Origin of the sequence: Actinomyces denticolens (genome assembly GCF_002072185.1) — a bacterium.
Taxonomy (GTDB): domain Bacteria; phylum Actinomycetota; class Actinomycetes; order Actinomycetales; family Actinomycetaceae; genus Actinomyces; species Actinomyces denticolens.
On record NZ_MVIW01000042.1, the window covers coordinates 1 to 21,908 of the forward strand.

Consider the following 21,908-nt stretch of genomic DNA (forward strand, 5'->3'; position numbering starts at 1 on the left):
GCGGCTCGCGCCGCGCCCGCAGGGGCCAGCCCCTGCGCGGTCGCGGCGCCGCCCGCGCCGCCCGCGCCGGAGCCGAGGGCGCCGATAGCGCCGAGGGCGTCATCGCCGCGCCCATGCAGGCGATCATCACCCGCATCTGCGTCGAGTCCGGCGCCAGGGTCTCCGAGGGCGACCTCCTCATCGTTCTGGAGTCCATGAAGATGGAGAACTACGTCCACGCGCCCTATGACGGCGTCGTCGAGGAGATCGCCGTGAGCGCCGGGGCGACCGTCGGCGCCGGGGACGTCCTTATCCGCTTCGCCGACGAGCCGACCACCGGCCAGAAGGAGGCCTGAGCCATGACAGACACCGCCACCCCGGCGCCCGCCACCGGCGCCGCCCCCGCGGACGGCGCAGGGGGCTCGACGATGGCCGATTCGGCGGCCACCCGGGCCTTCCGCGAGCGCATCGCCCGCGTCGACGCGCAGGCCGAGGAGACCGCCGCGGCCCGCCAGCACGCCAAGGGCAAGCAGACCGCCCGCGAGCGCATCGACGCCCTCCTCGACGAGGGGAGCTTCCTCGAGATCGGCCGCTACACCGGCTCCGGCGCCGGCGCCAAGGCCCGCCCCTCCGGTGTCGTCACCGGCTTCGGGCAGGTCGACGGCCGCCAGATCGCCGTCTACTCCCAGGACTTCTCCGTCTCCGGCGGCGCCCTGGGCTCGGTGGAGGGGGACAAGATCGTCAGCCTCCTCGACGACGCCCTGCGCCTGCGCATCCCCGTGGTCGGCCTCATCGACTCCGGCGGTGCCAAGATCCAGGAGGGCGTGGGCGCCCTGCGCCAGTACGGGCGCATCTTCAACCGCACCTGCGCCGCCTCCGGCCTCGTCCCCCAGATCAGCGTCATCCTCGGCCCCTGCGCGGGCGGCGCCGTCTACAGCCCGGCCCTGACCGACTTCGTCATCGCCACCCGCGAGGCCTCCCACATGTTCGTCACCGGACCCGACGTCGTCCGGGCCGTCACCGGCGAGTCCATCAGCGCCGAGGACCTGGGCGGGGCCCGCGTCCACGGCAGCGTCTCCGGTGTCGTCCACTACGTCGCCGAGGATGAGGCGGACGCCCTCGACCAGGTGCGCACCCTCCTCGCCTACCTGCCCTCCTCCGCCGAGCTCGAGGCGCCCCTCTACGAGTACGGCCCCGAGGACGAGGCCGCCGATGCCGACTCCGCCGCGCGGGTGGGCACGCTCGTGCCCGCCTCGACCCGCCAGGCCTACGACGTCGTCGACGTCATCTCGGCGATCGTCGACCACGGCGAGCTCGTCCAGGTCCAGGAGGAGTACGCGCCCAACGTCGTCGTCGGCTTCGCCTGCTTCGAGGGCCACCCCGTGGGCATCGTCGCCAACCAGCCCCTCGTGGACGCCGGGACCCTGGACACCGCCGCCTCCGAGAAGCTCGCCCGCTTCGTGCGCTTCTGCGACGCCTTCGGCCTGCCCGTGGTCACCCTCGTGGACGTCCCCGGCTACCGGCCCGGCGCCGAGCAGGAGCACGCCGGCATCATCCGGCGCGGGGCGAAGGTCATCAACGCCTACGCCACCGCCACCGTCCCCCTGGTGACCATCATCCTGCGCAAGGCCTACGGCGGCGCCTACATCGTCATGGGCTCCAAGGCCATCGGCGCCGACCTCAACTTCTGCTGGCCCGGCGCCGAGATCGCCGTCCTGGGCGCCGCCGGCGCCGTGGGCATCATCCACCGCCGCGAGCTCGCCGCCGTGCGCGCCGAGTCCGGCGACGAGGCCGCCGCCGCCGAGCAGGAGCGCCTGACCGCCGCCTACACCGACGCCGTCATCAACCCGGACAAGGCCGTGGCCATCGGGGAGATCGACGCCGTCATCGCCCCCGAGGAGACCCGCGCCGTCATCGCCGAGTCCCTGGCGGCCCTGCGCGCGAAGCGCGGCGCACGGGCCGAGGGCCATAAGAAGCACGACAACGTCCCCCTATGAGACCCCCGAACCAGGGCGCGGCGCCCGCCCCCGGCGGCGACCGCGCCACGCAGCCGACCGCGCGACACTCCGCTCAGACCATCACGACCGCCCATTGCCGCCACTACGAGGAAGACATGAGCCACTCCACCACCCCGATCGCCCACACCACCGCCGCCCGCCTGAGCTCCGGTGAGCCCTACATCCTGGCCTTCGGCGGCCAGGCCACCCCCTGGCGCTCAGTCCTGACCGAGCTCGCCGGGCTGGACCGCGAGCTCTCCGCCCGCCTGGCCGCCATCGACGCCGCCGTCGCGCAGCGCCTCGCGCCGGTGGCCACCGAGCTGCTCACCGTCTCCCCGCGGGGGGCCCGCCTCCTCGACGACGCCGCCGTGCCCGTCGTCCCCGCCCCCACTGGCAGGGGCGCCGCCGCGGACACCGCGGACGTCTCGGTGCCCGGCATCCTCCTGGCCCAGCACGCCGCCCTGGACACCATGCGCTCCTGCGGCCTCGACGCCACCGGCGAGGCCGCCTCGCGCCCCGCAGGCGTCATCGGGCACTCCCAGGGCGTCCTCGGCGTCGCCCTGCTCGGCGCCCTCCAGGGTCCCGCCGACCAGCGCGAGGCCCGCGCCGTCGAGATCCACGCCATCGCCCGGCTCATCGGCGCCGCCGCCGCCCGCACCACCCGCCGCCTCGACCTGGGCACCGTGGGCGAGTCCACCCCCATGCTCTCCGTGCGCGGCGTGACCCGCAAGGTCCTCGACGCCGTGCTCGCGCGCGTCCCCGCCGCCGCGGACATCTCGGTCGGCGTCATCAACGGCCGCCAGGCCCACATCCTCTCCGGACGCCCCGCCGACCTCGAGCAGGTCGTCACCGCCCTCGAGGCCGCCGCCGCCCGCAGCGCCAAGGCCCGCAAGGAGCGCCGCCTCGGCGGCGCCGTCCTCGCCCCCGTCACCGAGTTCCTGGCCACCTCCGTGCCCTTCCACACCCCGCTGCTGGCCCCCGCCGTCGAGGATGTCGTGGACTGGGCCGGCCGCAGTGGTCTCGACCAGACCGCCGCCCGCCGACTCGCCGCTGCCGTCCTCATCGACGTCGTCGACTGGCCCGCCATCGTCACCGGCGCCCTGGAGGCCGCCGGCACCGAGGGAGCCCCGGCGCGCACCGTCGTGGACCTCGGCCCCGGCACCGTGCTCTCCCGCCTCACCGAGGCCGTCCTGGCCGGCACCGGCTCGACCATCGTGGCCGCGGGCACCGCCTCCGCCCTCGACGAGCTCGACCGCGAGGGCGCCGAGCCCACCCGCACCGTCGACCGCTCCCGCTTCGCCCCGCGTCTGACCCGCCTGCCCGACGGACGCGTCACCGTCGACACGGCCTTCACGCGCCTGACCGGCCGCAGCGCCGTCATGCTCGCCGGCATGACCCCCACCACCGTCGACCCGGCCATCGTCGCCGCCGCCGCCAACGCCGGCTACTGGGCCGAGCTCGCCGGCGGCGGGCAGACCACCGGCCCGGTCCTCACCGAGAACATCGCCGAGCTCACCAGGCTCCTCGACCCCGGCCGAACCGCCGCCTTCAACGCCATGTTCATGGACCGCTACCTGTGGAACCTCCATCTGGGCGCCCAGAGGCTCCTGTCCAAGGCCCGCCTCGGCGGCGCCCCCGTGGACGGCATCACGATCTCGGCGGGCATCCCCGAGCTGGAGGAGGCCACGGCCCTGCTCAAGCGCTTCCACGCCGAGGGCTTCCCCTACATCGCCTTCAAGCCCGGCACCGTCGATCAGATCCGCCAGGTCCTGGCCATCGCCCGGGCCAATGAGGACACCCCCGTCATCATGCAGATCGAGGACGGCCACGCCGGGGGCCACCACTCGTGGGAGGACCTGGACACCATGCTCCTGGCCACCTACGACGCCATCCGCGCCGTCGACAACGTCGTCCTGTGCGTCGGCGGGGGCATCGGAACCCCCGAGCGCGCCGCCGACTACCTCACCGGCCGCTGGGCCCTCGCCTACGGCACCGCCGCGGCCCCCGTCGACGGCGTCATGGTCGGTACCGCCGCCATGACCTGCCTGGAGGCCAAGACCAACGACGACGTCAAGCAGCTGCTCGTCGACACCCCCGGCATCGACCCGGCGAACGAGGGCGGTTGGGTCGCCTCCGGCGCCTCCATCGGAGGCATGACCTCCGGCCTGTCCCACCTGCGCGCCGACCTCTACGAGATCGACAACTCCTCGGCCCGCGCCTCCCGCCTCATCCAGGAGCTCGCCGGCGACGAGGCGGCCATGAGCGAGCGCCGCGAGGAGATGATCGAGGCCCTCTCGCGAACCGCCAAGCCGTACTTCGGCGACGTCGAGACCATGACCTACCTGGAGTGGGCCTCCCGCTACGCCGAGCTGTGCGTCGCCCCCCATGACGGGCGCGCCGCCGCCGAGGCCGACTGGGCCGACGAGGGCTGGTACGACCGCTTCCTCGACCTCCTGCACCGCATCGAGGCCCGCCTGTCGGACACCGATCACGGCTCCATCACCACCCTCTTCGCCGACTACGACGACGTCATCGACGCCGACGCCGCCCTGGCAGCCCTCGCGAAGGCCTACCCGAGCGCCGCCACCACCCGCGTCGAGCCCGTCGACGCCGCCTGGTTCGTCGACCTGTGCCGCAAGCACCCCAAGCCGGTGCCCTTCGTGCCCGTCGTCGACGCCGACATCCTGCGCTGGTGGGGCACGGACTCCCTGTGGCAGTCCCAGGACCCGCGCTACACCGCCGACCAGGTCCGCATCATCCCCGGTCCCGTGGCGGTGGCCGGTATCACCACCATCAACGAGCCGGTCGGCGAGCTGCTCGGCCGCTTCGAGACCGCCGCCGTCGAGGCGCTGACGTCCGCCGGCGCCCGGCCCGGCGAGGCCGCCGGCCGCATCGGCGCCGCCTGGGGCCCCGACTCCGCACCCGTCGCCGACGCACTCGCCCTCGTGCGCACCGCCCCGCACGTGCTGTGGAACGGACACCTGTCCATCAACCCCGCCCGCGTCCTGCCCGACGGGGCCTACACCGTCACCGCCCGCCCCGACGTCGCGGCCGACGCCTACGACCTCGACATCCACCTCGACACGCACTGGGACTCCACCCCCGGCGGGGACGCCATCCACGCCGTGCGCCGCCTCGTCATCCCGCTGCGCCTGGCCCGCGCCGCCGACGGCGCAGCCCCCCTGGTGGATCCCGGCCGCATCAGCGAGACCATGAACGACCTCCTGCGGGTCACCGCCGGCGTGGGCGCCACATCCATCACCGGCGACTTCGTCGAGCAGCTACCCCAGGTGCGCCCGGCCGCCCCCGGCGCCACCGACGCCCTGGGCCGCCCCGTCGCCCAGCCCTTCGGCACCGTCCACGCCCAGTTCACCCTGGCGGACACCCTCGGTCACGACCACGCCGCCGTGACCGCCGACGCGCTGCCCACGGACCTGTCCGCCGCGCCGCTCGTGCCCGATGCCCTCCTCGGCCCGGCCTGGCCCGTCGTCTACGCGGCCCTGGGCAGCGTCGTCGAGGACGGCATGCCCCTCATCGAGGGGCTGCTCGGCGCCGTCCACCTCGACCACACCATCGACCTGCGCCGCCCGCTGGCCGAGCTCGAGGCCTGGGCGGGCGCCGGCGCCCGCGTGCAGGTCGACGGCTGGGTCGCCGCCCTGGAGGAGTCCAGCGCCGGCCGCGTCGTCGACGTGCGCCTGCAGATGACCGACTGCTCCGGCGGCGATCACGACGGCGAGCTCATCGCCCTGCTGCGCGAGCGCTTCGCCATCCGCGGCCGCGCCTCCGGAACCGCCGTCCCCTCGGCCCCCGAGCCCGCCGGAGGGACCGGCCGCGAGACCGCCCCGGCCGCCCGCCGCCTCCTGCGCCGCGCCACCGTCACCGCGCCCGCGGACATGACGGCCTTCGCGCGCGTCACCGGCGACTTCAACCCCATCCACACCAGCTACCACGCCGCGAGGGTCGCCGGCATGGACGCCCCGCTCGTCCACGGCATGTGGCTGTCCGCCACCGCCCAGCAGGTCGCCGCCGCGGCCGCGGCCGACGGCACCCACCACGAGCTCGCCGGCTGGACCTATGTCATGACCGGCCCCGTCGAGCTGAACGACGAGGTCGAGATCAGCGTCGAGCGCACCGGGCTCGTGCGCGGCGGCGGCTACGTCCTGGAGGCCGTGTGCCGCGTCAACGGCGAGGTCGTCTCGCGCGGCACCGCCGTCACCCTGCCCGAGCCCACCGCCTACATCTACCCCGGCCAGGGCATCCAGAGCGCCGGCATGGGCCTGGACGAGCGCGCCTCCTCCAGGGCCGCCCGCGAGGTCTGGGAGCGGGCCGACGCCCACACCCGCGCCGAGCTCGGCTTCTCCGTCATCGCCCTCGTGCGCGACAACCCCACCGAGATGACCGCCCGGGGCATCACCTACCGCCACCCCGATGGCCTGCTCAACCTCACCCAGTTCACGCAGGTCGCCCTGGCCACCGTCGCCATGGCCTCCACCGCCCGCCTGGCCGAGGCCGGGGCGCTCGTCGAGGGCGCCGCCTTCGCCGGCCACTCCCTGGGCGAGTACACGGCGCTGTCCTCCTACGGGCGGGTCATGCCGGTGGAGACCACCATCTCCATCGTCTTCCAGCGCGGCTCCACGATGCACTCCCTCGTCCCGCGCGACGCCACCGGCGCCTCCAACTACCGGATGGGCGCCCTGCGCCCCAACCAGGCCGGCATCCCCGCCGAGGACGTCGAGTCCTACGTCGCCTCCATCGCCGAGGCCACCGGCGAGTTCCTGCAGATCGTCAACTACAACCTGGCCGGCGTCCAGTACGCCATCGCCGGGACCATCAAGGGCCTGGACGCCCTGGCCGCCGACGCGCGCGCCAAGGCCAAGGCCCGCGGCGGCAAGAACCCCTTCATGCTCGTGCCCGGCATCGACGTGCCCTTCCACTCCGAGGTCCTGCGCCCCGGCGTCGCCGAGTTCCGCGCGCGCCTCGAGCAGCTCGTCCCGGCCGACCTCGACGTCGACCGCCTCGAGAACCGCTACGTGCCCAACCTCGTGGCCCGCCCCTTCGCGCTGACCCGCGAGTTCGCCGCCTCGATCCTCGACGTCGTGCCCTCCGAGCAGGTCCGCGCCGCCCTGGACGACTGGGACAACTGGTCGGCGCGCCGCACCGAGCTCGGCCGCCTCCTGCTCATCGAGCTCCTGGCCTGGCAGTTCGCCTCCCCCGTGCGCTGGATCGAGACGCAGGACGTGCTGCTGCGCTCGCCCGCCGAGGGCGGGCTCGGCATCGAGCACGTCGTCGAGGTGGGCCTGGCGGCCTCCCCGACCCTGGCGAACCTGGCCAGCAACACCCTCAAGCTCCCGGCCCACGCCGGGCGCCACGTGACCGTCCACAACGCCCGCCGCGACGAGGCCCGCGTGCTCGCCACCGACACCGACCCCGCCGTCGAGCTCGCCGAGCCGGTCGAGGAGGCTCCCGTCGCAGCGCCCGCCCCGGTTACCGAGACGACGCCGGCCGAGGCCGCTCCGGCCCCTGCCGAGGCCGCCCCCGCCCCGGCCGTCGACGTCGCCGCTGCCCCCGCCGCCAGCGGCCCCGTGGACGACCTGCCCTTCGGGGCCACCGACGCCCTGACGGTCCTCCTGGCCCACGCCTCGCGCATCCGCCCCGAGCAGATCGGCGCCACGGACACCACCGAGACCCTCACCAACGGCGTCTCCTCCCGGCGCAACCAGCTCCTCATGGACCTGGGCACCGAACTCCAGCTCGCCAGCATCGACGGCGCCGCCGACGCCGACATGACGGCCCTGGCCGCCACCGTCGCCAAGGGGGCCCCGGGCTACAAGGCCTTCGGCCCGGTCCTGTCCGACGCCATCCGCACGGGCCTGGGCCGTATCCTCGGCCCCTCGGGCGTGCGCGCCACGCGCGTGGGCGAGCGGGTCAAGGGCACCTGGGGCCTGGGCGACGGATGGGTCTCCCACGTCACCGCCGAGCTCATGCTGGGCACCCGCGAGGGCGCGTCCATGCGCGGCGAGGACCTGGCCAGCCTCGGCACCTCAGCGCCGCTGACCAGCGCCGGCGCCGTCGACGCCCTCATCGACTCCGCCGTCCAGGCGGTCGCCGGCGCCCACGGGGTGAGCGTCGCCAAGCCCTCCGCCGCCGGCGGCGCCGGGGGAGCGGTGGTCGACTCCGCCGCCCTGGACGCCTTCGCCGCCACCGTCACCGGCTCCTCCGGCGTGCTGGCCACCACCGCCCGCACCATCCTCGACGCGCTGGGGCTGTCCGAGAAGGTGACGATCCCCGCGGACGCCGACGACGAGGCCGCCGCCACCCGCGCCGCCCTGGCGGCGATCGACGCCGAGCTCGGCTCCGGCTGGGTCAAGTCCGTCACCCCGGCCTTCGAGCCCGCCCGCGCCGTCCTCATCGACGACCGATGGGCCAGCGCCCGCGAGGACCTCGCCCGCCTGGGCAACGGCGAGCTCGACCTCGACGAGGCCCACCGCGTCCTGCGCCCCGGGGCCTTCACGAACCTGGGCCGGGCCGTCGCCGATCAGGCCGACTGGTGGGCGCGGACCCTGCGCGCCGGCGAACTCGCCGACCGCGAGGAGCGCGCGGCCCTGGCCGCCTCCCTGGCGTCCGCCGCCCGCACCACCGCCGCCCAGGGCGACGCGGCCATCCGCTGGGCCGACGACGTCGCCGTGGTCACCGGCGTGGCCCCCGGATCCATCGCCGCCGCCGTCACCGGTGAGCTCTTGGCGGGCGGCGCCACGGTTGTGGCCACCTCCTCGCGGCTGAGCCACGAGCGCCTGGCCTTCGCCACGCGCCTGTACCGCGAGCACGCCTCCGCCGGCGCCCGCCTGTGGATCGTGCCCGCCAACCTCGCGTCCTACCGCGATGTGGACGCCCTGGCCGACTGGATCGGCAACGAGCAGGCCGTCACCGCCGGCGGAAAGACCACCATTGTCAAGGAGGCCCTCGTCCCGACCCTCCTGTTCCCCTTCGCGGCCCCCCGGGTCATGGGGACCCTCGCCGACGCAGGCCCCGCCGCGGAGTCCCAGACCCGCCTCCTGCTGTGGAGCGTCGAGCGGAGCATCGCCGCGCTGAGCGCTATCGGCACCGACACGCACGTGGACCACCGTCTGCACGTCGTCCTGCCCGGCTCCCCGAACCGCGGCATCTTCGGCGGCGACGGCGCCTACGGCGAGGTCAAGGCCGCGCTCGACGCCATCGTCAACCGCTGGTCCTCCGAGTCGGCCTGGTCCGGGCGGGTCACCCTGGCCCACCCGCGCATCGGCTGGGTCCGCGGCACCGGCCTCATGGGCGGCAACGACCCGCTGGTCGACGCCGTCGAGGCCGCCGGGGTGCGCACCTGGTCCACCGAGGAGATGGCCTCCGAGCTCATGAGCCTGTGCGACCACGCCACCCGTGCCCGCGCCGCCGAGCATCCCGTCGAGGCCGACCTGACCGGGGGACTGGGCGACGGCATCGACCTCGTCGCCCTGCGCGAGTCCGCCGCCGCCTCCCTGGCGGCCGCCAAGGCCGCCCCCGCCGAGCAGCGCGCCGAGATCCGCGCCCTGCCCTCGCCGGTGGTGCCCACCCAGCCCACCGCCCCCCAGTGGGGCGACGTGGAGGCCGACCTGGACGACATGGTCGTCATGGTCTCCACCGGTGAGATCTCCACCTGGGGCTCGGGCCGCACCCGCCGCGAGGCGGAACTGGGCATGAGCGGCGGGGAGGACGTTGAGCTCACCGCTGCGGGCGTCCTCGAGCTCGCCTGGGGCATGGGCCTGCTCACCTGGTACGACTCGCCGAAGGCCGGCTGGTACGACACCGACGGCGAGCGCGTCCCCGAGGAGGACATCTGGGCCCGCTACCGCGACGAGGTCGTGGCCCGCTGCGGCATCCGCGAGTTCGTCGACGACGGCGTCATCGCCACCATCGCCGACGAGGAGGTCGCCGTCTACCTCGACCACGACATCACGCTGAGCGTCCCCGATGAGGCCGCGGCCCGCGCCATCGAGGCCTCCGACCCCGAGCACACCCTCGTGGCCCCCGACGCCGAGACCGGCGAGTGGACCGTCACCCGCCTGGCCGGCTCACTGGCCCGCGTCCCGCGCCGCGCGGCCCTGTCGCGCACCGTGGGCGGCCAGTTCCCGGTGGACTTCAACCCCGAGCGCTGGGGCATCCCCGCGGCCATGGTCCAGGGCATGGACACCATCGCCTCCTGGAACCTGGTCACCGCCGTCGAGGCCTTCCTCGCCGCCGGCTTCACCCCGGCCGAGCTGCTCACCGCCGTCCACCCCTCCGATGTGGCCTCCACGCAGGGCACGGGCTTCGGCGGCATGGAGTCCATGCGCAAGATGTTCGTCGGCCGCCTGCTGGGCGAGGAGCGCCCCAGCGACATCCTCCAGGAGGCACTGCCCAACGTCGTCGCCGCGCATGTCATGCAGTCCTACATCGGCGGCTACGGCTCCATGGTCCAGCCGGTCAGCGCCTGCGCCACCGCGGCCGTATCTATCGAGGAGGGCTGGGACAAGATCGCCCTGGGCAAGGCCGACGTCGTCATCGCCGGCGCCATCGACGACATCTCCATCGAGTCCGTCGTCGGCTTCGGCAACATGAGCGCCACCGCCGAGGCTGCCGCCATGCGCGCCAAGGGCATCTCCGACCGCCACTTCTCGCGGGCCAACGACCGCCGCCGCGGCGGCTTCGTCGAGGCCGAGGGCGGTGGCACGGTCATCCTCGCCCGCGCCTCCGTGGCGGCTCGCATGGGCCTGCCCGTGGCCGGCGTGATCGGCTTCGTCTCCTCCTACGCCGACGGCGCCCACACATCCATCCCGGCGCCGGGCCTGGGGGCGCTCGCCGCCGGCCGCGGCGGCGCCGACTCGCGACTGGCCCGCGCCCTGCGCGCGCTCGGCGTGGAGGCCGACGACATCGCCCTGGTCTCCAAGCACGACACCGCCACCGGGGCCAACGACCCCAACGAGTCCGAACTGCACACGCGCCTGGCGCGGGCGCTGGGCCGCTCCGAGGGCAACCCGCTCGTGGCCGTCTCCCAGAAGACCATCACCGGCCACGCCAAGGGCGGCGCCGCGGTCTTCCAGGTGGCCGGCCTCGCCGAGATCCTGGCCACCGGCATCGCGCCCGGCAACGCCTCGCTGGACGTCGTCGACGCTCCGCTGGCCAAGGACGCCTTCTGGGTATGGCCGCGCACGCCGATGCGGCTGGCCGGCCGCGGAGGGGAGTCGGGCCGTGTGCCCGGCGCCGGTCCCGTGCGCGCGGGCCTGCTGACCTCCCTCGGCTTCGGGCACGTCTCCGGGCTCATCGCGCTCGTCCACCCCGGCGCCTTCGAGGCCGCGCTGCGCAAGGCCGGAGGCCAGGAGGCCGTTGACGCCTGGCTCGCCTCGGCCAACGCCCGTCTCGCCGCGGGCACGCGCCGCCGCCGCGCCGGCATGATCGGCCGCGTCGAGCTCTTCGAGCAGGTCCAGGGACGCCGTCTCGGCGAGGCCGGTAAGAACCGCGACCCGCATGAGGTCGAGGCCGCCATGCTCCTCGACCCCGAGGCGCGACTGGGCGCCGACGGCGTCTACCACGCGGGGGAGTGACCCCGCTCGGCGCGGGCCCGGGGATCCATGGGGATCACCGGGCCCGCGCCCGTTCCCATTCCTGGACACCCAGGGACTTCGGTCCTACTCTTCTCATGTGCCGGGATCCCGCGCCGTCGTCGATGACGCGCGCCCGAGAATCGCCCAGCACCCACCATCATCCTGGAGGCCCCCGTGAGCGAGACCACCTATCAGGCGATCGCCATGATCATCTACTTCGTCGCGATGATCATGATCGGCCTGTGGGCCTACACCCGCACCAACGACATCGACGACTACATGCTCGGCGGGCGCGACCTCAACCCCTTCGTCGCCGCCCTGTCGGCGGGCGCGGCGGACATGTCCGGCTGGCTCCTCATGGGCCTGCCCGGCGCCCTGTACGCCTCGGGCTTCGTGGAGGCCTGGATCGCCGTCGGCCTGACCATCGGCGCCTGGGTCAACTGGAAGGTGACCGCCCCGCGGCTGCGCGCCTACACGGAGGTCGCCGGGGACGCCATCACGATCCCCAGCTTCCTCGACAACCGCCTGCACGACCCCAGGCGCCTGCTGCGCTGGGCCTCCGGGCTCATCATCCTCGTCTTCTTCACCCTGTACGTCTCCTCCGGCATGGTGGCCGGAGGCGTCTTCTTCCAGTCCTCCTTCGGAATGGACTACCGGCTCGGCATGACGCTCGTCGCCGCGATCACCGTGCTCTACACGCTCGTGGGCGGCTTCCTCGCGGTGTCCTGGACCGACCTCGTCCAGGGCCTCATGATGGTCGCCGCGCTGCTCGCCGTGCCCATCGTGGGCATCGCGCGCGCCGGGGGAGTCTCCCAGCTGGTCGATCGGGTCAGCGGGGTCGACCCCGGCTATTGGGCCCTGTGGGGGCCCTCGGTGTCCACCATCGGCATCATCTCGGCGCTGGCCTGGGGCCTGGGCTACTTCGGCCAGCCCCACATCATCGTGCGCTTCATGGCGATCCGCACCCCGCGCGAGGCCGTCCAGGGCCGGCGCATCGGGATCGGCTGGATGCTCTTCGCCGTGGCCGGCGCCGCCGGCACCGCCGTGGTCGGCGTGGCCGAGTACGGGCGCGACCCCTCGCGCCTGGCGGATCCGGAGGCCGTCTTCATCGAGCTCGGCCAGCTCATGTTCCACCCGCTCGTCGCCGGCTTCATGCTCGCCGCGATCCTGGCGGCCATCATGTCAACGGTCTCCTCCCAACTGCTCGTCACCTCCTCGGCCCTCGTGGAGGACCTCTACCGGGCGCTGCGCAGGACCCCTCCCTCGGGCGGGCACCTCGTCATCATGTCGCGCAGCGCGGTCCTCGTCGTCGCCCTCGTGGCCGCAGTGATGGCCTGGGAGCAGAACGACACGATCCTCGCCCTCGTCGCCTTCGCCTGGGCCGGTTTCGGGGCCTCCTTCGGCCCGACCGTCCTGCTGAGCCTCTACTGGCGCGGCCTGACCTCCATCGGCGCCGTGGCGGGCATGGCCGCGGGCGCCCTCATGGTCATCATCTGGGGCAACGTCGATGGCGGGCCCGGCGGGATCTTCGACCTGTACGAGATCGTCCCCGGCTTCCTGGCGAATCTCGCCGTGGCCTGGGGCGTCTCCCGCCTGGGCGTCCCCGACCCCGACGTCGACGAGGAGTTCTCCCGCGCCGTCGCCGCCTCCCGTGGCTGAGGCGCCCCACCTGCCCGAGACGCCGGGCGCGCCCGGCACCGGGGCCCCAGCCGCCTCCCCGGGGAGGGCCATGGCGGTGGGCATGGACCTCGTCCACGTGCCGGGCCTGGCGCACCAGTTGACGATCCCCGGGACCGTCTTCGCCGAGCGGGCCTTCACGGCCCGCGAGCTGCGGGAGGCCCAGCGGCGGGCCGACCGCACCGGCGCCCTGGCCGCCGAGCCCCTGGCCGCCAGGTGGGCCGCCAAGGAGTCCTTCATCAAGGCCTGGAGCCAGGCGCTCGTCGTCAGGGCCCGGCAGGACCGGGGGAGCGGCGGCTCCGCTCCGGTCATCGCCCCGGAGTCCGTGGACTGGCGCGAGATCGAGCTCGTCTCCGACCGCTGGGGGCGCCCGTCCCTGAATCTGACCGGTGCCATCGCCGACGCCGTCGAGTTCAGCCTTGGGGCCGGGGTGGCCTCCGCAGGGCATTGGCCGGTGTCCCTCACGCATGATGGCGACTGGGCCGCCGCCATCGTCCTGTGGGCCGGAGCCTGATCATCCGATCCGCGCCTGCCGGGACGGTACCGCCTCCGCGCGCAAGCCGATACTTTAGGCGGGAGGGCAAGATACCGTCGGAGAGGAGACCACGATGACGAAACGCGCACTCATCATCGTCGATGTGCAGAACACCTTCTGCGAGGGCGGCAACCTGGCCGTCACGGGAGGCACCGCCGTCGCCGAGCGCATCGCCGCCTGGCTCGATGGCGGGGCGGAGGCCCACTACGCCGTGATCGTCACCACCCAGGACTGGCACATCCAGCCGGGCGACCACTTCTCCGCCTCCCCCGACTTCGTGGTCACCTGGCCCGTCCATGGCGCCGCCGGCACCGACGACGCCGCGCTGCGCCCCGAGATCACCTCCGCCGCGCCGGGGGCCACCGCCTTCTACAAGGGTCAGTACTCCGCGGCCTACTCGGGTTTCGAGGGCCTCGACGCGCCGACGTCCGGGACATACCTCGACCCGTGGCTGCGCGAGCGCGGCATCGGCGCGGTCGACGTCGTCGGGCTCGCCCTCGACTACTGCGTGCGCGCCACCGCCCTCCAAGCGGCGGCCCTGGGCTACACCACCCGGGTGCTCACCGATCTCACCGCGCCCGTGAGCGAGGGCAGCGCGCCGACGGTCCTCGCCGAGCTCGCCGTCGCCGGCGTGGAGGCGCTGGACTCAGGCGGTGCGGATCTCTGAGGCCGCCCGCCTGCCCCGCCGGGCCAGGCTCTCGGCGCGGACCACGGGCCCGAGCTCGGAGAGCAGCATCGCCGCCAGCGTCAGCCCGCCGCCCACTAGGAGCCGCCAGGTCATGGGCTCCTGACCGGCGAGGATCGCGAACAGCGAGGCGAAGACCGGCTCGAAGGTCATGACCACCACCGCCCGGGTCGCGCTCATCCGCGCCTGCGCCCAGGTCTGGAGGAGGAGGGCCAGAAGGCCCGAGGCAAGAGCCATCCACAGCAGCGGGCCCCACACGCCCCGCACCATCGGCACCCGCACTCCGCCAGGCAGCGCCGCCGGCCACAGGACAACGCAGATCCCGAGCATCTGCAGCGCGGTCAGGCTCAGGGGGTCCTGCCCCTGGACGAGGGAGCCCAGGAGCACGATATGCAACGCGTAGAGGAACGCCGAGGCCAGGAGCAGTGGGATGCCCGTGCCCAGGGCGAGGCCGTCGAGGCTCAGCGCACTGACTCCGCCGAGCGCCAGGACGGCCGCCACCCATGTCACCGGGGACACGCGCGTGCGCAGCAGCACGAGCGCGAGCATCGGCGTGATGACCACGTACAGGGCGGTGACGAAGCCCGCTGTCGAGGCCGGCGTGTAGCGCAGCCCCACTGTCTGGGCGATCTGCGCCAGCCCGTAGACCGTGCCCACGCCGATCCCCGTGAGCGCCTGCCCGCGGTTCAACGCCCGCAGTCGCCGCCCCGACAGCGCGCAGGCCGCGCCGCCCGCGATCGTGAAGCGCACCGCCAGGAAGTCCGCCGCCCCCACGAGGTCGAGGGCGTCCTTGAGCATGAAGAAGGTCGATCCCCAGATCGCGGTGACCAGGAGTAGGGAGACCGTGGGGAGGAGCGCGGTGAGGAGCGCCGGTCCCGTCGCGCGGGACGACGACGGCGTCGCAGCACTGCGGGGCATGATGACCTCCGGGGCGGGACGGGAGGGGGAACGGCTCACTCCTCCCGATAGTAGATCCGGCACCACCCACTCACCGGTCCCGCGGTGTCTCGGCGCGCCCGGCCTGCCTCGTCACGGGGCCGGTGCGCGGGCGACGCGACTCCACCGCGCCGTTGGGCGGCGCGGGCCTCCTCGGGGTAGAGTCGCCTCAGCAACGTGCTCCGGGGTCGGTGGAAATCCGAGCCGGCGGTGAGAGTCCGCGACCCGAGCCCTCCGCCCGCCGGGCGGATCGGCTCGGCTGAGCCGGTGGGATTCCGGCACCGACGGTGAAAGTCCGGATGGGAGGAAGCACGGGGCGGCCGCGTGAGCCGGATCGGCCGCGCGCAGGCGCTGCCAGCGCCGGCCGCCAAGGAGCCGCGCATCAGGCGCCGCTGGCCCACCGCCCCGGAGAGCGCCCCTGGGGCCACCCGGGGGAGAACCCCGGAGGAGAACCGACGTGCCAGGCGGCAGCAGCCCCAGCGCCACGAGCGCGCAACGATCCTCGTGGCGCGGCAGGCGGCGGAGTGACGAGCGCCGCGGGCCCCTGCCGGCGCTCCTGGTGGGCGCCATCGTCCTGCTGCTCTGGTTCGCCGTCTCCCGCAGCGGCGCCATCCCGCAGATCCTCCTGCCGGACCCGCTGCGCGTCGTGGAGCGCCTGTGGCTGGCCACCACGAAAGCCCGCCTGCTGGACTACGCCTGGGTGACGCTCCGCGAGGCGGTCCTGGGCTGCGCCGGCGCGGCCGCCTTCGCGATCCCCCTGGCCTGGATGCTGCACCACTGGGAGCTCTTCCGCCGCGCGGTGCTGCCCTACGTGGCGGCCAGCCAGGCGGTCCCCGCGATCGCCATCGCCCCCCTGCTCGTCCTGTGGATCGGCTACGGCACCGTGCCGATCGTCGTCCTGTGCGCCTTCATGGTCTTCTTCCCGATCACCGTCACCGTCCTGCTGGGCCTGCGCGGCCTGGACGCCGATGTGCTCGACGCGGCCCGTCTCGACGGCGCGCACGGCTGGACGATGATCATCCACATGGAGGCGCCCATGGTCCTTCCGGCGATCCTCGCCGGCGTGCGCACGGCCTTCACCCTATCCATCACCGGTGCCGTCATCGGCGAGATGGTCATGGGCGGCGACGGCATGGGACAGCTGCTATCCATTCAGCGCGACGCCGTCGACACCACCGGCCTGTTCGCCACCATCACCCTGCTGTGCGCCATGGCCACCACCGTCCACTGGCTGCTGCTGGCCGCCGAGCACCGCAGTCGGACCGTCGCCGCCCTGCGCGGGCGGCGCGCCACCTGACCGCCCCTGACCGCCGCCGAACCGCCCCACTGAAGGAGAACACCGTGATCAGCCAGCCCTCCCGCCCCCACCTGAGCCGCAGGGGCCTCATCGCCTCCGCCCTGGCCCTGACCGGGGGCGGCGCCCTAGCCGCCTGCTCGTCGGGCACCGCCTCCCAGGCCCTCGGATCCGGAGGCGCGGCGACGGGCGGCCCGCTGACCATCGGCCTGACCTACACGCCGAACATCCAGTTCGCGCCCTTCTACATGGCCCTGGCCAACAAGGACTACGAGTCGACCGTCGAGCTGCGCCACCACGGCGGCTCCGAGGGGCTCTTCGACGCGCTGCTGGCCGGCACCGAGCAGATGGTCATCGCCGGGGCCGACGAGGCGGTGGTCACGGCCTCCAACGACTCGCCGCTGGTGGTCATCGGCGGCTACTACCAGCGCTACCCGGGATGCGTCATCGTCCGCGAGGACTCCGCCATCGCCTCGCTCGCCGACCTCAAGGGCCGGGTCGTGGGCCTGCCCGGGCGCACGGGGGAGAACTGGTACGCCCTCCAGGTGGCGATGCGGAGCACGGGATTGAGCGAGTCCGACCTGACGATCCTCGAGATCGGCTTCACCCAGCAGGCGGCCCTCGCCCAGCCCAAGCCCGACCCGGGGGACGCCTCGAGGCCCGATGCGATCATCGGCTTCTCGAACAACGACGCCGTCGGCCTCAGGGAGTCGGGGGTGGCCGTGCGCACCATCCCCGTCGGTGACGACATCCCCCTCATCGGTGCCTCCCTGGTCACCACGCGGGCGGTCCTGGAGGCGCGCCGCGCCGAGCTCGCCGACGCCGTCATGGCCTCCTCGCGCGGCATGGCCGCCTTCGTGGCCGACCCCGACGCCGCAGTGGCCGCGACCCGCCAGTACGTGCCCGACCTGGTGAACGACGCCCAGGCCGCGCAGGCCCGCGCCATCGCCGTGGCCACGGCCGAGCTCATCGCCCCTCAGGGCTCCGACACCACCATCGGGGCACTCGAGCGGGCCAAGGCGGCCACCATGATCGAGTTCCTGGGCGGTCAGGGCATCCTCGGCCCGACGGCGGTCACCGCCGACGCCGTCTGCCAGCCGCTGCTCGCCGCCTGACGAGCGCACCCCGGGGCACTTCTTCGAGCCCCGGGGCGCGGTCAGAGGCGGCAGGCCAGGAGCTCGGAGACGAGGATCGCGCGGGCGCCCACCTCGTAGAGCTCGTCCATGAGGCGGTTCATATCCGCGCGCGGCACCATGGAGCGCACCGCCACCCAGTCCGGGTTCTGCAGCGGCGACACCGTGGGGGACTGGATGCCCGGCGTGATCTCGGTGGCCAGGTGCAGGCGATTCATGGGCACGTCGTAGTCCATGAGCACGTAGGAGCGGGCCCGCATGACGCCCTCCAGGCGCCGCACGAGCGTGGCCAGGCCCGGCTCACCAGCAAAAGTCTCGGTGGTGATGAGCACCGCCTCGCTGGCGAGGATCGGCTCGCCGAAGACCTCCAGTCCGGCGGCGCGCAGGGTGGTGCCGGTCTCGACGACGTCGGCGATGAGATCGGCCACGCCGAGCTGCACGGAGGACTCCACGGCGCCGTCGAGGTGGACGGTGGCGGCCTCGATGCCCCGTTCGGCGAGGAACGCGCGCACGAGCACGTCGTAGGAGGTCGCGATGCGCTTGCCCGCGATATCGGAGAGATCGCTCATGGCACCGGCGGGGGCGGCGAAGCGGAAGGTGGAACGGGCGAAACCGAGGGCCAGGTGCTCGGTGGCCGCGACGCCGGAATCCAGGAGGAGGTCGCGACCGGTGATACCGGCGTGGACCGTGCCCTGGCCGACGTACACGGCGATGTCGCGGGGGCGCAGGAAGAAGAACTCGACGTCGTTGGCCTCATCGAGGAGGACCAGCTCGCGCCCGGTGCGGCGGGCGCGGTAGCCCGCCTCCTTGAGCAGCGAGATGGCGGGGTCGGACAGGGAGCCCTTGTTGGGGACGGCGATGCGCAGCATGGTGGTCGTCCTCCGGCTCACAGGTACTTGTAGACGTCGTCGAGCGTGTAGCCCTTGGCGATCATCATGACCTGGGCGTGGTAAAGGAGCTGTGAGATCTCCTCGCAGGCGGCCTCATCGGACTCGTGCTCGCAGGCCATCCAGGCCTCGGCGGCCTCCTCCACGAGCTTCTTGCCGATGAAGTGGACGCCGCGGTCGAGCTCGGCCACGGTGCCCGAGCCCTCGGGCCGGGTGGCGGCCCGTTCCTGCAACTGCGCGAAAAGGTCCTCGAAACGTGTCATGGCGCCAGGCTAGTCCACGCCGGCGCGCATCCCCGCACCGGTCTCACCGGCGCAGAGGCCCGCAGGCCGCCGGCCGGGGGAGCGGCCCGGGCCCTGCTGCGCCGGGCGGCCCGCCCTACCGGGTGACGAGGGACGCCGCATGCCTGCCCGCCGCGGCGGCCGCGAGGAAGGCGGCCTCATCGGCGTCCAGACGCCGCCCCATGGTGGACAGGCGGATGCCGGTGGCCGCCTCCATGGCCTCCAGTGCCTCGCGCAGCCCCTCGGCTCGCGCCTCGACGAGCCGGTGGCGCTCGCCGCGCTCGCGCTCGGCGCACAGGGAGGCCGCCTGGGCGCGCACCCCGGCCCAGAAGCCCTCCATTCCGGCGGGGTCGGGGGCTCCCGCCGGCAGGACGACGTCGGCGCCGGCCAGGGCGACCCGCCCGTAAGCGGTCATGGAGTGGTGGGAGACCCCCAGATGCCGGGGGCGCGCGTCGGCCTGGGAGACGCGCAGGCAGGCCACCGGGCGCCCGCCGAGGGCTGCCGCCGCGTTGATGGCCTCCCCGCAGGCCGCACCGGAGAAGCCCCAGGGTGTGTCCGTACCCAGGTTCCCCGGGCCCTGGATGACGACGACGACCTCCGCGCCCAGCACATGGCGCGCCGCGAGCAGGGCGTTGTGAACGGAGACCGCCTCGAGGTCCCCGCCCCAGGCCTGGCCCGCCGTCACGGTGCCCACGAGCCATCCGGCGTCGACGAGCGCGCAGACCGCCCGCGAGTAGGGCAGGGGCAGGGCCCCGCCGTCGGTCATGACATAGGCGACCCTCGGGGCGGGGCCGGGAGCGGCGCCGGGGGAGCGCAGCCCGGCGAGGATAGCGGGCAGGCTGGAGTGGAGGTCGGCGACGACGACGGGCGCGCCGTCCAGTCCCAGCTCGCCGATGGGGGCGGCCAGGACGGAATGGTGCTCCGTGGCCTGCTCATCGACGCCGGTGACCATGATCTGGTCCGGCATGTAGCGGGCCTTGACGAGGTGCCCGCCGGGCGCGGGGTCTGCGGGGAGGACGTCGAGCCGGGCCGTCACCATGGCGTGTCCGCCGGTGCCCAGGCGGCGCGCCAGCGCGGAGACTTCCAGACGGACGCGCTCCCCGGGCTCCGGCAGACCGCCGAGAGCCTCATAGGCGACCGCCCGGCAGGACTCGCCCGCCACGAGCGCGGTGGCGCCCTCGGGGGCGGCGGTGATCCGCACCTCGAGTTCGGCGCAGCGTCGGCCCGGCGCGCCCCAGGCCCGCCGCAGGGAGGCGATCTCGGCATCGCGCAGCATCATGGCGGCAGCGTAGCGGCGGACGGGATTCTTGGAGGCGCGTTGTCGGATGGCGACGGCGGACGCCGTGTCAAACCTGGGGTGAGCATGGGTGATGTGCGGTAATGTGCTCGTTATCAGACTGTAATCTGCGAGGAGTCGAGATGAGTGCTGGTGAAGGGGCTCGTGCCCGGGCAGCCGCTGTTCTAGCGCTGTGCTGCGCTTCTCCAGGCGTGGCCGCGTGCTCGGATGGTGGCGACTGCGGAGGCCTCTTCTGGGGCGGGCGCCGGTTCTGGTAGGACCGGTGCGGCGAGTCCGGCTCCGCTGCCGACGGGGTCGACGGCTGCTGATCTGACGGGGATGTCGACGGCCGACTACGAGGTGGTCTCGGTGCCCGAGGGCCTGGATGAGCTCCAGGTCGGTGCCGCCGCGGGATTTATCCACTACGACCAGGTCACTGGCAACATCTGGAGGAACGGTAGTGGTATCGAGGCCGCGGACGAGGTCACCTTGGATCCTGAACTGACCCAGATCCGCGACAATTTCGCAAAAACGCCGCAAGGGCACACGATCAGAGGGAAGTACCGTATCGCCATCACTGCCGTTGATCTCACGGGTGGGATCTCGCCGGGCGCTGACGTCTATGCCTGTGTCGATCGGACGGGTATCACAATGCTGGATGCTTCAGGAAACGATGAGACGACAGAGAATTCGAAAGTCCGATATGTCATGAAAGTGCCCATGAAGCTCGATGGTGTGACATGGAGGGCGGCTGAGGAAGTGGCTGCCCCCGGGAAGGACTGCTCGGTGTCATGAGGCGGGTGATTCGAACGGCGTTCCTTTCCTTTGTCACTGTCATGGCCATGACGACCACAGGGGTGTCTCCGGAGGCCTCGGCGTTGGAGAATAGGGGCGAAGCTCAACAGGGTGCCGATTCTGAGCTTCAGCCTGGTTCGTCCACGGGTGCGGGTGTGCAGGGGGAGGTGGTGTACGCGAGTGCGAGCACGACGGCGGTATCGTCGTCGGGGAGTGTGGTTGCTGGTGATGGGGAGATATCGCTGCCGTCTGTGGAGGTGGATCCGGTGTGTTATTACCGGTGGGTGGGTACTGGTCAGCAGGTGGCTGAGAAACTGAATGGTCCTGCGGCGCCGGAGGGCGTGCCTCCGGTCGTGGCGCATCAGTACGACAAGCTGCGTTGGACGGATCTGCGTATTTATGAGGGCTATGAGCAGTACTCGTCGGATTCGGCGGGAGGCTGGTATGAGCCGTATTGCGATCGTTCGAGGGCGCCGGAGGGGATGGATTTCGATAAGTACGCCATGGACTGGCGTATTGCGCATCCGACGTCGTTCTTCCCGGCTGGGTCCGCTCCGGTGGCTGAGGTGGATCCGCAGGTGTTGGCGCGGGCGGTGTGGAGGTCGGTGCGGCTACCGGCTCCGGTGGTGGATTACAACCCGAAAATGGCGTCTCCTGCGGGGGCGACGATCGTGGGGATGGATACGTGGCTGTGGGCCACTGATGAGGTGCCCAAGACGATATCGAGTCTTTCTCACCGGGGTTGTTTGTTGAGGTTGATGATGACGAGGGCTGTGGCGGTGATGTGGGTGATGGTGTGCGGGCCTGGGGGTGACGTGTTGGAGGGCCTTGAGGTGCTTGAGC

Annotated in this window: 13 protein-coding genes, 1 pseudogene and 1 riboswitch; of the genes and pseudogenes, 10 read left to right on the plus strand and 4 right to left on the minus strand. The window is 73.2% G+C overall.

Annotated features, from left to right (window positions below; translation table 11 throughout):
- The 6 genes from B1H55_RS10460 to B1H55_RS10485 all read left to right on the plus strand — a co-directional run.
- On the plus strand, positions 1-335 hold a 335-nt coding region (locus B1H55_RS10460; protein WP_143222425.1), incomplete at its 5' end, for an acyl-CoA carboxylase biotin carboxyl carrier protein subunit.
- A 72-nt stretch (positions 336-407) separates the two neighbouring features.
- A complete protein-coding gene (locus B1H55_RS10465) occupies positions 408-1,976 on the plus strand; it encodes an acyl-CoA carboxylase subunit beta (protein WP_231953001.1) in 1,569 nt (522 codons plus the stop codon).
- 116 nt (positions 1,977-2,092) lie between these two features.
- The gene (locus B1H55_RS10470; RefSeq protein ID WP_096519453.1) at positions 2,093-11,566 is read left to right on the plus strand and encodes a type I polyketide synthase; all 9,474 of its coding nucleotides are present in this window, start codon (positions 2,093-2,095) and stop codon (positions 11,564-11,566) included.
- Positions 11,567-11,740: 174 nt separating this feature from the next.
- Complete coding sequence (gene putP / locus B1H55_RS10475; RefSeq protein ID WP_073454292.1) at positions 11,741-13,225, plus strand: sodium/proline symporter PutP; 1,485 nt, start codon at positions 11,741-11,743, stop codon at positions 13,223-13,225.
- Positions 13,218-13,757, plus strand: a complete 540-nt coding sequence (locus B1H55_RS10480) for a holo-ACP synthase (protein ID WP_077241101.1) — start codon at positions 13,218-13,220, stop codon at positions 13,755-13,757. Before putP ends, B1H55_RS10480 begins: the two co-directional genes overlap by 8 nt.
- Positions 13,758-13,851: 94 nt before the next feature.
- Positions 13,852-14,445 carry an isochorismatase family protein gene (locus tag B1H55_RS10485; protein ID WP_077241102.1) on the plus strand — a complete coding sequence of 198 codons (594 nt, stop codon included), beginning with the start codon at positions 13,852-13,854 and terminating at the stop codon, positions 14,443-14,445.
- On the opposite strand, the gene B1H55_RS10490 is transcribed toward B1H55_RS10485, so the two are convergent.
- Entirely contained in the window at positions 14,425-15,420 is a 996-nt protein-coding gene (locus B1H55_RS10490) for a DMT family transporter (protein ID WP_197702449.1), read from the minus strand. The genes B1H55_RS10485 and B1H55_RS10490 overlap by 21 nt on opposite strands.
- 153 nt (positions 15,421-15,573) lie before the next feature.
- Positions 15,574-15,715, plus strand: a riboswitch (FMN riboswitch).
- Between the two features lie 141 nt (positions 15,716-15,856).
- Between B1H55_RS10490 and B1H55_RS10495 the strand changes: the two genes are divergently transcribed.
- Complete coding sequence (locus B1H55_RS10495) at positions 15,857-16,696, plus strand: ABC transporter permease (RefSeq protein WP_077241104.1); 840 nt, start codon at positions 15,857-15,859, stop codon at positions 16,694-16,696.
- 44 nt (positions 16,697-16,740) lie between these two features.
- A complete protein-coding gene (locus B1H55_RS10500) occupies positions 16,741-17,808 on the plus strand; it encodes an ABC transporter substrate-binding protein (protein WP_077241105.1) in 1,068 nt (355 codons plus the stop codon).
- 41 nt (positions 17,809-17,849) lie between these two features.
- On the opposite strand, the gene hisG is transcribed toward B1H55_RS10500, so the two are convergent.
- The 3 genes from hisG to B1H55_RS10515 form a co-directional block, all read right to left on the minus strand.
- Complete coding sequence (gene hisG, locus B1H55_RS10505) at positions 17,850-18,695, minus strand: ATP phosphoribosyltransferase (protein WP_073454284.1); 846 nt, start codon at positions 18,693-18,695, stop codon at positions 17,850-17,852.
- A gap of 17 nt (positions 18,696-18,712) precedes the next feature.
- Positions 18,713-18,976 (minus strand): phosphoribosyl-ATP diphosphatase, encoded by a 264-nt coding sequence (locus B1H55_RS10510; protein ID WP_077241106.1) that lies wholly within the window; start codon positions 18,974-18,976, stop codon positions 18,713-18,715.
- A 115-nt stretch (positions 18,977-19,091) separates the two neighbouring features.
- Positions 19,092-20,273, minus strand: coding sequence for a DUF3866 family protein (locus B1H55_RS10515; RefSeq protein ID WP_080461726.1), 1,182 nt, complete (start codon positions 20,271-20,273; stop codon positions 19,092-19,094).
- A gap of 336 nt (positions 20,274-20,609) precedes the next feature.
- Here B1H55_RS10515 and B1H55_RS10520 point away from each other — a divergent pair, with 336 nt between their 5' ends.
- On the plus strand, positions 20,610-21,065 hold the full coding sequence (locus tag B1H55_RS10520; protein ID WP_073454277.1) for a hypothetical protein: 456 nt from the start codon (positions 20,610-20,612) through the stop codon (positions 21,063-21,065).
- Positions 21,066-21,349: 284 nt separating this feature from the next.
- Positions 21,350-21,908: pseudogene (locus B1H55_RS10525) on the plus strand (hypothetical protein); the annotation flags it as partial.

Bases quoted from the DNA above. Each gene is read 5' to 3' on its own strand.
- B1H55_RS10515 (WP_080461726.1), bottom strand. From the start codon at position 20,273: ATGATGCTGCGCGATGCCGAGATCGCCTCCCTGCGGCGGGCCTGGGGC.
- B1H55_RS10520 (WP_073454277.1), top strand. From the start codon at position 20,610: ATGTCGACGGCCGACTACGAGGTGGTCTCGGTGCCCGAGGGCCTGGAT.
- B1H55_RS10465 (WP_231953001.1), top strand. From the start codon at position 408: ATGGCCGATTCGGCGGCCACCCGGGCCTTCCGCGAGCGCATCGCCCGC.
- B1H55_RS10485 (WP_077241102.1), top strand. From the start codon at position 13,852: ATGACGAAACGCGCACTCATCATCGTCGATGTGCAGAACACCTTCTGC.
- hisG (WP_073454284.1), bottom strand. From the start codon at position 18,695: ATGCTGCGCATCGCCGTCCCCAACAAGGGCTCCCTGTCCGACCCCGCC.
- B1H55_RS10510 (WP_077241106.1), bottom strand. From the start codon at position 18,976: ATGACACGTTTCGAGGACCTTTTCGCGCAGTTGCAGGAACGGGCCGCC.
- B1H55_RS10470 (WP_096519453.1), top strand. From the start codon at position 2,093: ATGAGCCACTCCACCACCCCGATCGCCCACACCACCGCCGCCCGCCTG.